The organism is Rhodospirillales bacterium, from assembly GCA_016699855.1.
Lineage (GTDB): Bacteria > Pseudomonadota > Alphaproteobacteria > Reyranellales > Reyranellaceae.
Genome location: CP064988.1, coordinates 4,299,915 through 4,311,735 on the forward strand (window position 1 = coordinate 4,299,915; position 11,821 = coordinate 4,311,735).

Annotated in this window: 11 protein-coding genes; 6 read left to right on the forward strand and 5 right to left on the reverse strand. The window is 73.0% G+C overall.

The window, feature by feature from the left end:
- Positions 1-2 precede the first annotated feature (2 nt).
- Entirely contained in the window at positions 3-659 is a 657-nt protein-coding gene (locus tag IPK81_20315; GenBank protein QQS15191.1) for an aspartate/glutamate racemase family protein, read from the forward strand.
- 6 nt (positions 660-665) lie between these two features.
- Here IPK81_20315 and IPK81_20320 read toward each other — a convergent pair whose 3' ends face one another.
- The 3 genes from IPK81_20320 to IPK81_20330 form a co-directional block, all read right to left on the reverse strand.
- Positions 666-1,964: a TRAP transporter large permease subunit gene (locus IPK81_20320; GenBank protein ID QQS15192.1), complete on the reverse strand. Its 1,299-nt coding sequence runs from the start codon at positions 1,962-1,964 to the stop codon at positions 666-668.
- A 33-nt stretch (positions 1,965-1,997) separates the two neighbouring features.
- Positions 1,998-2,555, reverse strand: coding sequence for a TRAP transporter small permease (locus tag IPK81_20325; protein QQS11858.1), 558 nt, complete (start codon positions 2,553-2,555; stop codon positions 1,998-2,000).
- A 76-nt stretch (positions 2,556-2,631) separates the two neighbouring features.
- Positions 2,632-3,609, reverse strand: a complete 978-nt coding sequence (locus tag IPK81_20330; protein QQS11859.1) for a TRAP transporter substrate-binding protein — start codon at positions 3,607-3,609, stop codon at positions 2,632-2,634.
- A 159-nt stretch (positions 3,610-3,768) separates the two neighbouring features.
- On the opposite strand from IPK81_20330, the gene IPK81_20335 reads away from it, so the two are divergent.
- Positions 3,769-4,440, forward strand: a complete 672-nt coding sequence (locus tag IPK81_20335; GenBank protein QQS11860.1) for an AzlC family ABC transporter permease — start codon at positions 3,769-3,771, stop codon at positions 4,438-4,440.
- On the forward strand, positions 4,437-4,745 hold the full coding sequence (locus IPK81_20340) for an AzlD domain-containing protein (protein ID QQS11861.1): 309 nt from the start codon (positions 4,437-4,439) through the stop codon (positions 4,743-4,745). Before IPK81_20335 ends, IPK81_20340 begins: the two co-directional genes overlap by 4 nt.
- 160 nt (positions 4,746-4,905) lie before the next feature.
- On the opposite strand, the gene IPK81_20345 is transcribed toward IPK81_20340, so the two are convergent.
- Positions 4,906-6,294: an amidase gene (locus IPK81_20345; GenBank protein QQS11862.1), complete on the reverse strand. Its 1,389-nt coding sequence runs from the start codon at positions 6,292-6,294 to the stop codon at positions 4,906-4,908.
- A complete protein-coding gene (locus IPK81_20350; GenBank protein QQS11863.1) occupies positions 6,291-7,463 on the reverse strand; it encodes a hypothetical protein in 1,173 nt (390 codons plus the stop codon). Before IPK81_20350 ends, IPK81_20345 begins: the two co-directional genes overlap by 4 nt.
- A 131-nt stretch (positions 7,464-7,594) precedes the next feature.
- Here IPK81_20350 and IPK81_20355 point away from each other — a divergent pair, with 131 nt between their 5' ends.
- From IPK81_20355 to IPK81_20365, 3 genes are all read left to right on the forward strand, one after another.
- Positions 7,595-9,013 carry a serine/threonine protein kinase gene (locus IPK81_20355; protein ID QQS11864.1) on the forward strand — a complete coding sequence of 473 codons (1,419 nt, stop codon included), beginning with the start codon at positions 7,595-7,597 and terminating at the stop codon, positions 9,011-9,013.
- Between the two features lie 115 nt (positions 9,014-9,128).
- On the forward strand, positions 9,129-10,610 hold the full coding sequence (locus IPK81_20360; GenBank protein QQS11865.1) for a hypothetical protein: 1,482 nt from the start codon (positions 9,129-9,131) through the stop codon (positions 10,608-10,610).
- A gap of 392 nt (positions 10,611-11,002) precedes the next feature.
- Positions 11,003-11,800, forward strand: coding sequence for a creatininase family protein (locus tag IPK81_20365; GenBank protein ID QQS11866.1), 798 nt, complete (start codon positions 11,003-11,005; stop codon positions 11,798-11,800).
- Positions 11,801-11,821: the final 21 nt, after the last annotated feature.

Consider the following 11,821-nt stretch of genomic DNA (forward strand, 5'->3'; position numbering starts at 1 on the left):
TGATGCTCGACACGCGGTTTCCGCGGATCGTCGGCGACATCGGCAATCCCGCCAGCTTCCCGTTCCCTGTGATCCACGAGCGGCTGACCGGCATCGGCCCATCCGACGCGGTGTCGGCGACGCCGGACCGCGGGCGCATCGCCGCGGCGCTGGCCGACAACGCGCGCCGGCTGGCCGCGCGCGGCGCCGTCGGCATCGCCACGAGCTGCGGCTTCCTCGCGCTGCTCCAGAGCGAGCTGGCGGCGGTGTCGCCGGTGCCGGTCGCCACCTCGGCGCTCCTGCTGGCGCCGTTGATCGCGCGCACGCTGCCGGCGGGACGCCGCGTCGGCGTGCTCACCGCGCACGCCGCCAGCCTGACGCGAGCGCATCTCACCGCCGTCGGCGCCGCCGGCGACACGCCGGTCGAGGGCATGCCGGCCGATGGCGCCTTCGCGCGCGCGTTTCTCGCCAATGGAACGGATCTCGATCGCGACGCCGTCGAGCGCGAGGCCGTCGCCACCGCGATGGCGCTGGCCGCGCGGCGTCCGGACGTCGGCGCGATCGTGCTGGAATGCACCAACCTGCCGCCCTACGCGCCGGCGATCCGCGCCGCCACCGGCCTGCCGGTCCACGACGTGGTCGATCTGCTCACCGCGTTCCGCGCCGGACTGCCGGACTGAACCCGCTCACCGCGCCGCGGTCCCCATCTGGCCGGGGAGCCACATGACGAGGCCGGGGAAGACGTAGAGCAGGACGACGCACAGGCTCATCGCCAGAAAGAACGGGAACGCCGCCCATCCGATCCAGAAGATCGAGCGCCCGGTCATGCCCTGGAGGACGAACAGGTTGAAGCCGACCGGCGGTGTCACCTGCGCCATCTCGACCACGATGGTGATGAAGATGCCGAACCAGATCTTGTCGATGCCGGCGGCCTCGACCATCGGCAGGACGATCGCGATCGTCAGCACGACCATCGAGATGCCGTCGAGGAAGCAGCCGAGGACGATGTAGAGGATCGCCAGCGCGAAGATCAGCATCGCCGGCGACAGGTTCATCGCCGAGATCGACTCCGCCAGATGCCGCGGCAGGCCGGTGAAGCCCATCGCCAGCTTCAGGAAGGACGCGCCGGCGAGGATCAGCAGGATCATCGACGTCAGGCGCGTCGCGCCCATGACGCTTTCCCAGAACGTCCGCCAGTCGAGGCGCCCCTGCCAGGCCGCGATGGCGAACGAGCCGACCACGCCGAACGCGGCCGACTCGGTCGCGGTGGCGATGCCGCTGTAGATAGACCCCAGCACCAGGACGATCAGCAGGACCACCGGGATCAGCGTCCCCGACTCGCGTAGCTTCGCCATCAGCGGCAGGCGCGGGTCCGGCGGCGGCACGCGCCCGGGGTTGAGCAGCGCCCAGGCGGCGACGTAGGACGACATCAGCCCGGCCAGCAGCAGGCCGGGGATCACGCCGGCGGCGAACAGCTTGGCGATCGAGACCTCGGCCTGCACGCCGTAGACGATCATGATCAGCGACGGCGGGATCAGCAGGCCGAGCGTGCCGGCGCCGGCCAGCGAGCCGATGGCGATCTCGTCGGGGTAGCCGCGCCGCTTGAGCTCCGGCACGGTCATCTTGCCGATGGTCGCGCAGGTCGCGGCCGAGGAGCCGCTGACGGCGGCGAAGATCGTGCAGCCGATGATGTTGGTGTGCACCAGCCGGCCCGGGAGCCGGCGCATCCACGGCGCCAGGCCGCGGAACATGTCCTCCGACACGGCGGTGCGGAACAGGATCTCGCCCATCCAGATGAACAGCGGCAGCGCCGTCAGCGTCCACGACGACAGGTCGCTGAAGATCGTCGTCGCCATCGAGTCGCCGGCCGGGCGGCCGGGCGCGAACAGCCACATCGTGGCGATCGACACGCCGATCATCGAGAGGCCGATCCAGACGCCGGTGCCGAACAGGAAGAACAGGGCCGCGATCGCGAGCAGCGCGATCTGGGCGTCGAGGCCTGTCACGTCGCCGCGCTCCTATCGCTCGATGTGCAGCGATTCGTCGCCGGTCGGTTCCTCGACCAGCGGCCCGCCCGCGGCGACGACGACGAGACGCTCGACGATGGCGATGGTGAACACGACCGCGCCCAGCGCCATGCCGATCTGCGGGATCCACAGCGGCACGGCGATCAAACCGGTCGAGAGGTCGCCGATCTGCCAGCTGACGACGCAGAGCCGCACCGAGAACCAGGCGAGGTACCCGGCGAGCACGGCGCCGAACGCCAGGCACCACAGCTCCGCCAGCCGCCGCGCCCGGTCCGGCAGGCGCTGCAGGAACAGCGTCACGCGGATGTGCTCGCCGCGGCCGAAGGTCGAGGCCAGCGCCAGGAACGCCGAGGCGCACATCGCGTAGCCGGCGAACTCGTCGGCCGAGCGCGCGACGTAGTTGAGGGGGTTCGGCAGCCCGGTCTTCTGCGCGAACCACAGGCCGACGCCGGGGCCGACGGAGTACAGGACGAAGACCAGCAGCAGGACCATGAACACGCCGCCCAGCGCGCCGGTGGCGTCGTAGAGGCGTTGCAGCGCCGTGCGCATCGAATTTTCCCCGCCGGAGGTCTTCGGTCGTCGCGGCCGCTCGCGCCGTCGCTGGACGGCGCGCGCGGCCCGCGCGTCACATCTTGCGGTACGCCTCGACCACGGCCTTGCCGTCGGCGCCGGCCTTCTCCAGCCACTCGTTGGTCAGCGTCTCGCCCAGCTTCTTGTACTCGGCGGCCAGCTTGGCCGATGGCGGCTGTACCTTCATGCCGTTCTTGGCGAGCGTGTCGAGGAAGCCCTTGGCCAGACGCTCGGCCTCGGACCAGCCCGTGGCCTCGGCCTTCGCCGCCTCGGCCAGCAGCGCCTTGCGGGTCGCCTCGTCGAGCTTGTCGAACGCCGCCTTGTTCACCAGCACGGCGTTCTTCGGCAGCCAGGCCTGCGTGTCGTAGAAGTGCGTGAGCTGCTCCCACACCTTGGAGTCGACGCCGGTGGTGCCCGAGGAGATGAACGAGTCGACCTTGCCGGTCGCCAGCGCCCGGCTGAGCTCGGCGGCCTGGATGGTGATCGGCTGCGCCTTGGCCAGCTCGGCGATGCGCGAGGTGCCGCGGTTGTAGGCGCGGAACTTCAGGCCGGCCATGTCGGCGACCGAGTTGATCTCCTTCTTGGCGTACAGCCCCTGCGGCGGCCACGGCACCGAGAACAGCAGCATCATGCCCTGGGCGGCGAGCTTCTTCTCGAGCGCCGGCTTCTGGGCGGCGTAGAGCTTGCGCGCGTCGGCGAAGCTGGTCGCGAGGAACGGCACGACGTCGAGGCCGTAGAGCGGATCCTCGTTCTCGAAGTTCGACACCAGGATCTCGCCGATCGGCGCCTGCGCGGCCTGCACCGCGCGCTTGATCTCCGGCGCCTTGAACAGCGAGGCGCCGGCGTGGACGGTGATCTCCAGCTTGCCGCCGGACGCCGCCTTCACCGCGTCGGCGAACTTCTGGAGGTTGACGGTGTGGTAGTTGGACGCCGGGTAGGCGGCCGGCAGATCCCACTTGGTCTGCGCCAGCGCCGGCGCCGCGGTCATGAACGCGCCGATGGCGGCGAGGCGGGCGAGGTTCTCTAGTCTCATTGCGCGGCTCCTTGATGACGGTCGCTGATCGTCGCATGGCCGGTTCCCGCCACGCAACGTCCGCTTCCGGCCGGACGCCGACCTCGGGTAGAGCGTAGGAGGCGCCCCGTCGACGGCGCGGTCGCGGGGGAGGGGACGACAGTTGAGGACGGCGCGGGCATGACCTCACCGCTGCGGCGCGGCGCGCGGGCCGCCTTGCCGATGGTGGCCGGCGCGGTGCTGTTCGGGCTGGCGACCGGCGCGGCGATGGCGCCGTCGGGCCTGTCGCTGCCGGTCATCCTCGCGGCGCCGCTGGCGATGTACGCCGGCGTCGCCCAGCTCGCCTACGCCCAGCTCGTGGCCGCCGGCGCGCCGTTCGCGTCGCTGCTCGCCATCGTGGCGCTGACGCACGTGCGCTACCTGATCTACGCCACCGTGGCCTCGACGTGGCCGCGTTCCGGCGGCTGGATCGAGCGCTGCCTCGCGCCGTACCTGCTCACCGAGACCTCGTTCGCGCTGGCGCTGCTCCAGCCCCCGGCCGAGCGCGTGCGCTTCATGATGGGCGCCGGGATGACGCTGGGCGCGGCGTGGATTTCGTCCTGCGCGGCGGGCGCGCTGCTGGCGGCGCAGCTGCCGCCGCTCAAGCACGTCTACGCCGTGCCCGCGATCGTGCTGGCGCCGATCCTGGCGCGGCTGGCGAAGGAGCGGCGCCACCTCGCTGTCGGGCTCCTCGCCAGCGCCGCCGGCGTCGCGCTGGCGGGGCTGCCGCACCGCCTCGGCCCGCTGGCGGCGGCGGTCTGCGCCGTCGCCGCCGTCATGGCGTTCGACGCGGTCCGCCGGGGGCGGCGATGAACGAGTGGCTGGTCCTGCTGGCGCTGGGTGTCGCGCTCTACGCCATGAAGGCGCTGCCGTTCTTCTGGCGCTTCCTGCCGCGCACGCCCGTCGTCGACACCACGCTCGACCTGCTGCCGGCGGCGTTGCTGCCGGCGCTGCTGATCCCCGGCGTCGTCTGGGGCATGGCCGCCGAGACGTCGTTCTCCGGTTGGCCGGCGGTGGCCGCCGTCGCCGCCGCCCTGGCGGTGTGCGCCACCACCGGCCGCGCCGCCGCCGGCATCGGCTGCGGCCTCACGATCCTGGCGGCGGCGCAGTTGCTGTAGCGTTGGTCTTCGCGGGCGGGCCGCTGGTGGTCGTCCGACCCCCGCTGTCATCCCGAGCGCAGCGAGGGATCCAGGGTCGACACCTGGATCCCTCGCTGCGCTCGGGATGACAGCGGGGCTCGGGATGACGGTGGGGCCGTATGGCGCCACGGTCGTCCTGTCACGGCGCCGGCCACGGGCGCTGCGCGGGTCGCGCGCGCTCGTACCAGCGTGCCACGCGCAGCACGCCGATGTCGTCGAAGCGGCGGCCGACGATCTGCAATCCGACCGGCAGGCCCGATTTCGTGTGGCCGCAGTTGATCGAGGCGGCGGGCTGCTCCGACATGTTCCACGGCACGGTGAAGCCGATATGCTCCAGCGGCCGCGCGGAATCGTTGGTCGGGCAGGGCAGCTCGGCGGGATAGGCCGGGATCGGCGCGGTCGGCGACAGCACGTAGTCGAAGGGCAGAGACGCCGCGACCGCCAGCTTGCGCATCTCCATCACCCGGTTGAAGCCGCGCATCACGTCCAGCGCCGTCATGCCCACGGCCTTGCGCGCCCACGCCGTGATGAACGGCAGGATCTTCGTGGCCCGCGTCTCCGGCGGCAGGCGCACGATGTCGTCCCACGAGCGGGCGCGCCAGAAATCGTCGAGCCCGTCGAAGATCTCCCGCGTCATGAACGGCTTCATCGGCGTGACGACCGCGCCGGCCTTGGCGAAGGCCCGCGCCGCGGCGCGCACCGCCGTGGCGACCTCCGGATCGACCGGCAGGCCGAAGCCCGCCTCCATCTGCAGGCCGATCCGCAGGCCCTTCACCCGGCGGTCGAGCTTCATCCAGTCGATGTCGGCCGGCGGCAGGCTCATGAAGTCGCGCGGATCGGGCGTCGACAGCACGCCCATCAGCAGCGCCGAGTCGGCCACGGTGCGCGTCATCGGTCCGGCGACGCGGCCGACATAGGGCGGGTCGATCGGCACGCGGCCCAGGCTCGGCTTCAACGTGAAGATGCCGCACCACGCCGCCGGCAGCCGCACCGAGCCGCCGATGTCGGTGCCGAGATGCAGCGGCCCGTAGCCGGCGGCGGCCGCCGCGCCGGCGCCCGAGCTCGAGCCGCCGGGATTCTTGCTCAGATCCCACGGGTTGCGCGACAGCGGATGGAAGCTCGACAGGCCCGACGACAGCATGCCGTAGTCCGGCATCGTGGTCTTCGACAGGATGATGGCGCCGGCCGCGCGCACGCGGGCGGCGGGCGGCGCATCGGCGGCCGCCGGCACCAGACTCGTCGCCGCCGTGCCCAGCGGCACCGGCAGGCCCTTGGTGGCGAGGTTCTCCTTGATCGTGATCGGCACGCCGTCGAGCGGGCCGACCGGCTTGCCCTTCTTCCAGCGCGCCTCCGATTTGCGCGCCTCGCGCCGCGCGGCGGCGAAATCCGGCGCGTAGAGCGCGTTCAGCCTGGGCTCCCAGCGCCCGATATGGGCGACGACGTCGTCGACCACCTCGACCGGCGACAGCTTGCGCGATTTGTAGGCCTTCAACAGCTCGAGCGCGGAGAGGTCGTGGAGTTCGGTCATGTGTCCGCCGGCGTTTCGTGTCCGCGCCACTGTGGACCGCGGCCGCCCGCGCGGTAAAGCGCGGATCGGACGTGGCCCGCGCATCGTTTCGAGCCCCTTCTGTCGCCCCGAGCCCCGTTGTCATCCCGAGCGCAGCGAGGATCCAGGCGTCCCTGGATCCCTCGCTGCGCTCGGGATGACAGGTGGGACGGACGGGAGGCCGTGCCTCCCGTCGATTCCGATCCGTCACCCCGCGCGCGCCCCAGCAGCCGCCGGTAGACCGGCGCCATGATCGTGGGCACGAGGTAGATCGGGAACTGGATGGCGGCGATGAACAGGAAGTAGTCGGGATCGACCGTCGCCGGCAGCACCGCCAGCAGCAGGGCGTTGTTGCGGCTGCCCGCCGCGTAGCCCGCCGTGCAGGCCGCCACCCGCCCGGCCGGCCAGAACAGCGCCGTCGACGCCGCCATGTAGGCGAAGGTCGCCAGGAACCCCGCCAGCACGAAGCCGCCGGTGCGCAGCGGCTCGTTGAGAATCCGCGCCGTCACCCCGTCCATGATCGGGATCGCGAACAGCATCAGCACCACCACGGCGACGCCGTCGACCATCGGCGCCGCCGACGGGCGCGGCGCCAGCACCAGCAGGCGGATCGCCGCCGCCAGCACCGCCGCCGCCGCCACCAGCCCCGCCAGCCGCAGCATGAACGGCGCGAAGCCGATCTTGAGGTCGAGCCCGAACAGCCACAGCGCCAGCGGCGGCACGGTCAGCGGCATGATGGCGGTGCCGACCAGCACCACGAACAGCGAGCGCGCCCGGTCCAGCCCCAGCAGCCCCGCGACCGCCGGCATCGAGGTCAGCGGCGGCAGGCAGGCCATCAACGCCAGCGCCAGCCCGAGGCCCGGCGCGATCGGCAGCGCCCCCAGCAGCGGCGCCGCCAGCAGGGGGATCAGCAGCATCCCCGTGGCGATCATCGCCAGCGGCAGCCACGGCCGGCGCAGCACGGCGGCGAAGGCGGCGCGGTCGGTGCGCGCCATCGACACCGCCAGCAGCACCACCACGAACGGCGTCACCAGCGGCTTCATGGCGGCGGCGAGGTCCTGGAACACCAGCCCCAGCACCAGCGACCACGGCAGGAACAACGTCGCCCGGCGCCCCATGAACCCGAGCGCCCGGCCGGCCACCGCGATCATCGCCGCGACTCCGGCGCGCGCCCTGGCGAGGCGTTTCGTCGACGCCTCGGGACGCCGCTTCGACTCTCGTGCATGATGTGATATAGTACTTTCATATATTTAAATAACCAATTGATTCTTAAAGAAATAATATGGAAACTAAAATCTCACCTGAGATCGCGAACCCAGGCCATCTGCCGACCGTCGTGGCCGCCCGCCCCGACGCGGCGGCGCCCGATTCCGGCGTCTACGCGCCCGGCGACGTGATCTTCAACAATTTCCGCATCGAGCGCGCCATCGCCGAGGGCGGCATGGGCCGCGTCTACCAGGCCACCCACCTCGTCACTTCCGCCACGGTGGCGCTGAAGGTCGTGCGCGGCGAGTACGCCCGCGATCCCGCCCTGCGCGAGCTGTTCCGCCGCGAGGCCGCCGCGCTCCGCCGCATCGGCAACCCCGCCGTGGTGCGCTACGAGGGCGCCTTCGAGGATCCGCACGGCCAGCTCGCGCTGGTGATGGAGTTCATCGAGGGCGTGTCGCTGGCCCGCCGTCTGCTCGACGGCCCGCCGCTGACGGTCGACGAGGTCCGCCGCCTGCGCGCGCGTCTGGCCGGCGGTCTGGCCGCCGCCCACGCCGAGCGCATCGTCCACCGCGACCTGTCGCCCGACAACGTCATCCTCCCGGGCGGCCGGATCGACGACGCCAAGATCATCGATTTCGGCATCGCCCGGCAGTCGGTCGAGAACGGCGCCACGCTGATCGGCGCCGGCTTCGCCGGCAAGCTGGGCTACGCCGCGCCGGAGCAGCTCGGCCTGCGGGGCGGCGAGGTCGACGGCCGCGCCGACGTCTACGCGCTGGGCCTCGTGCTGGCCGCCGCCGCCGCCGGCGCGCCGCTCGACATGGGCGGCACCCTCGGCGCCGCCATCAAGGCGCGCGCCGGGATCCCCGACCTGACCGGTGTGCCGGCGCCGCTGCGCCGCGAGCTGGCGTGGATGCTGCAGCCAGATCCCGACCAGCGCGCGCCGTCGATGGACGCGCTGCTGGTCGACACCGCGCCCAGTCGCTTCCTGCCCCGGCCGCGCTCGCGGCTGGCGCGCGCCGCCGTCGTGACGCTGGCCTTCGCCGGCGCGACGATGGCCGGCGCCGTCGGCTGGATCGCCGCCGAGCACGAGCTGGGCCTCGACGTCGCCCACGCCGAGACGCGCCCGCCCTCGACCATCGGCGCCGACATCGACCGCCTCGTCGCCGAGCGCGCCAAACTGGAGCGGGTCGAGCGCGAGATCGAGCGCGACATCCATCTCGCCGAGGACGAGCGCCGCCGGCTGGCCGAGGAGCGCGAGGCCCTGCGCGCCGCGCGCGTCGCGTCGGTGACGCCCGCCGAGCCGATGCGGGCGCCGCCGCCCGGCCGCGTCACCCTCACCCTGCCGCCCCCGCCGCCGCCCGCCTCCACGACGCCGCCTGCCTCAACGACGCCGCCGGCGTTCACGCCGCCGCCGGCGTTCACGACGCCGCCCGCATCCGCGCCCGCCTCCCCGCGCCCCGTCACCGTCCCCATGCCCGCCGCGCCGCGTTGAGCGTGGGTTTTTCCCTCTCCGCCGCGAAGCGGGGGAGAGGGAGTTTTCGAGCACGACCGCGCACATCGGCGTGAGGGGAGGGGGCGGCGGCGGCTGGAGCGGATAGGCTCGCGCGATGCTCCGCATTCCTCCGCGCGCGTTCACCGCGTCGGCGCTGCTCGGCGCGCTGGCGCTCTCCACGTCGGCGTCGGCGCGGGAATCGGCCGCCGATTGCGTGGCGCGGATCGAGGTCGGGCCGGGCGCGGGTACGTCGCCGGGACCGGTGGTCGACGTCGCCTGGCGCTGCCGTGCCCCGGGCGATGCGCGCGAGGTGCGCTTCATCGCCGGCCACGCCGCGACCGCCGCTGCCCTCGGCGACATCAAGGACGCCGGCGGTACCACCGTGCCGCGCGACGGCGACGCCTGGATCGTGTCAGTGGTCGACGGCGTCGCGACCCTGCGCTACCGCCTCGATGTCGGCGCGCTGGCCCGCGGCGTCGACAGCGTGGCGTCGGCCGTCGCGCGCGGCGGCGGCGTGGCGGCGGTGGCGTCGACATGGCTGCTGGAGCCGCGCCTGCCCGGCGTGGCGGTGCCGGCGCTCGACCTCGCCATCGCCACGGCGCCCGGCCATGTCTTCGCCGCCGGCCTGCCGGAGACCGCCGGCGTGTGGCGCGTGCGCGGCCAGACCCTGCGCTTCGTCGGCTACACCGCGCTGGGCCGCGTCGCGCTCCAGCGCGTGCCCGTGCCGTCGCCCGCGACGAGCGCCGGACGGCCCGCCCATATCGACCTCGCGATCCTCGACGGCGCGCTGGCGGTGACGCCGGCCGAGCTGGCGCTGTGGACCCGCCGCACCGCCGAGATGACCGCCGGCTACTGGGGCGGCTTCACGGTCGAGCGCATGCTGCTGGTCGCGCTGCCGACCGCCGGCCGGCGCGGAATCGGCTACGGCCGCACCGTGCCCGGCGCGGGGATGACCGTGATCGTCCAGGTCGGGAGCGCCTCGACGCCGGCCAACCTGCAGGACGACTGGGTGCTGCCGCACGAGTTCGTGCACAGCGGCATGCCGTTCCTGCGCGGCGCCGCGTGGCTGATGGAGGGCGCCGCCACCTATGTCGAGCCGATCACGCGCGCGCGGGCCGGCTGGCGCACGGAGGCGTCGGTGTGGCGCGAATGGATCGACTCCATGCCGCGCGGCCTCGCGGCGCTCGACGCCGGCCTCGCCGGCGGCAGCCCCTACTGGGGCGGCGCGCTGTTCCTGCTGCTGACCGACATCGAGATCCGCCGCGCCACCTCGGGCGCCAAGGGAATCGAGGATTGCCTGCGCGGCGCGCGCGACCGGGGCGGCGTCCTGGCGCCCACGGAACGCTGGCCGCTCGCCGCCTATGTCGAGGCCTGCGACGCGGCGCTGGGCGCGCCGGTCATGGCCGGCATGGTGGCGCGCCATCTCGGCGCGTCGCGGCGCGTCGACCTCGCGGCGCTCTGGCGCGACCTCGGCGTGCGCGCCGACGGCGACGGCGTCGCCTTCGACGACACCGCCCCGCTAGCCGCCATCCGCCTGAGCATCGTCATGGGTCCGCCGGACCGGAAGCCCGTCGCGGTGCCGCCGCTGGTGCGGTGAGGGTGCGGCGGTTGGAGCGGACGCGCCCGCCGACGCGGTCGCGACGTTTCTTTCGCGCGCGCCCTCTCATGCTCCCTCTCCGCCCGCTTGCGGGGGGAGAGGGAAGGGGCCCGCGCATAGCGCGGGAAGGGTGAGGTGGGTGGCGATGGCTATGCCGGTGTCCGATATCGATGCACGTCGCTTCTCAAAGCGACGTCGCCGTCTATACCGCGACCACCTCACCCTCCCATGCTTCGCATGGGCCCCGCCCTCTCCCCCGCTGCGCGGCGGAGAGGGAAAATGCGGCGCGATCCGGGATGTGTGAACACCCTAGTCCCTCGCGCGGGAGGGCGTATGCGCGGGAGCGCCGCCACCCCGTTCCCTCCACCGCCGCTTCGGTCTAGCGTCCGGCGATGCGTGGACACATTCTCGAGGACCTGACCTGGGTCGAGGCCAAGGCGCGGATCGATTCCGGCGCGCCCATCGTGATACCGATCGGCGCGGCGGCGAAGGCGCACGGCCCGCATCTGCCGCTGCGCACCGACGCCACCACGGCGCTGGCGCTGGGCCGCCGCGTCGCCGGGCGCCTGCCGGTGCTGGTCGCGCCGCTGGTGCCGTTCGGCCACTACCCCGCCTTCACGCGCTATCCCGGCAGCCAGTCGCTGTCGGCGGCGACCTTCATCGCCGTGCTCCGCGAGCTGTGCGAGGGCTTCGCGGCGCAGGGCGCGCGGCGCATCGCGCTGATCAACACCGGCTACTCGACCGAGGCGCCGGTCAACATCGCGCTGGGCGAGATCAGGAAGGCGACCGGCCTGCGCGTGGTCTGCGCCCATCTACGCTTCATCGGCCGCGGCGCCGACGCGCTGCTCGACGCCAAGGAGGGCGGCCACGCCGACGAGCGCGAGACCTCGGTGATGCTGGCGCTCGATCCGCGCGCGGTGCGGATGGACAGGCTGAGCGAGACGGTCGGCGCCGGGGATGCCGGCGCGCGCGGCGCCACGCTGCCGCCGGGCTTCGCGCGCTCGACGGTGCTGAGCTGGACGGCGGGCGAGGGCGATCCCGACGAGTTCGCGCCGTCGGGCACGCTGGGCGACGCTACGCGTGCCACGGCCTACAAGGGCGAGCGCGTGCTGGAGGCGATCACAGACGATCTGGTCGCGGGACTGCGTGCGGCGTTTCCCGACGCGCCGGGGTTTGGCGGACAGGTTTGATAGATTGACTACTTCCGAGGC

What these genes read in the sequence shown, in the direction of transcription:
- IPK81_20355 (QQS11864.1), top strand. Translation starts at nt 7,595, where the DNA reads ATGGAAACTAAAATCTCACCTGAGATCGCGAACCCAGGCCATCTGCCG.
- IPK81_20325 (QQS11858.1), bottom strand. Translation starts at nt 2,555, where the DNA reads ATGCGCACGGCGCTGCAACGCCTCTACGACGCCACCGGCGCGCTGGGC.
- IPK81_20365 (QQS11866.1), top strand. Translation starts at nt 11,003, where the DNA reads ATGCGTGGACACATTCTCGAGGACCTGACCTGGGTCGAGGCCAAGGCG.
- IPK81_20340 (QQS11861.1), top strand. Translation starts at nt 4,437, where the DNA reads ATGAACGAGTGGCTGGTCCTGCTGGCGCTGGGTGTCGCGCTCTACGCC.
- IPK81_20330 (QQS11859.1), bottom strand. Translation starts at nt 3,609, where the DNA reads ATGAGACTAGAGAACCTCGCCCGCCTCGCCGCCATCGGCGCGTTCATG.
- IPK81_20350 (QQS11863.1), bottom strand. Translation starts at nt 7,463, where the DNA reads ATGATCGCGGTGGCCGGCCGGGCGCTCGGGTTCATGGGGCGCCGGGCG.
- IPK81_20315 (QQS15191.1), top strand. Translation starts at nt 3, where the DNA reads ATGCTCGACACGCGGTTTCCGCGGATCGTCGGCGACATCGGCAATCCC.
- IPK81_20335 (QQS11860.1), top strand. Translation starts at nt 3,769, where the DNA reads ATGACCTCACCGCTGCGGCGCGGCGCGCGGGCCGCCTTGCCGATGGTG.
- IPK81_20345 (QQS11862.1), bottom strand. Translation starts at nt 6,294, where the DNA reads ATGACCGAACTCCACGACCTCTCCGCGCTCGAGCTGTTGAAGGCCTAC.
- IPK81_20360 (QQS11865.1), top strand. Translation starts at nt 9,129, where the DNA reads ATGCTCCGCATTCCTCCGCGCGCGTTCACCGCGTCGGCGCTGCTCGGC.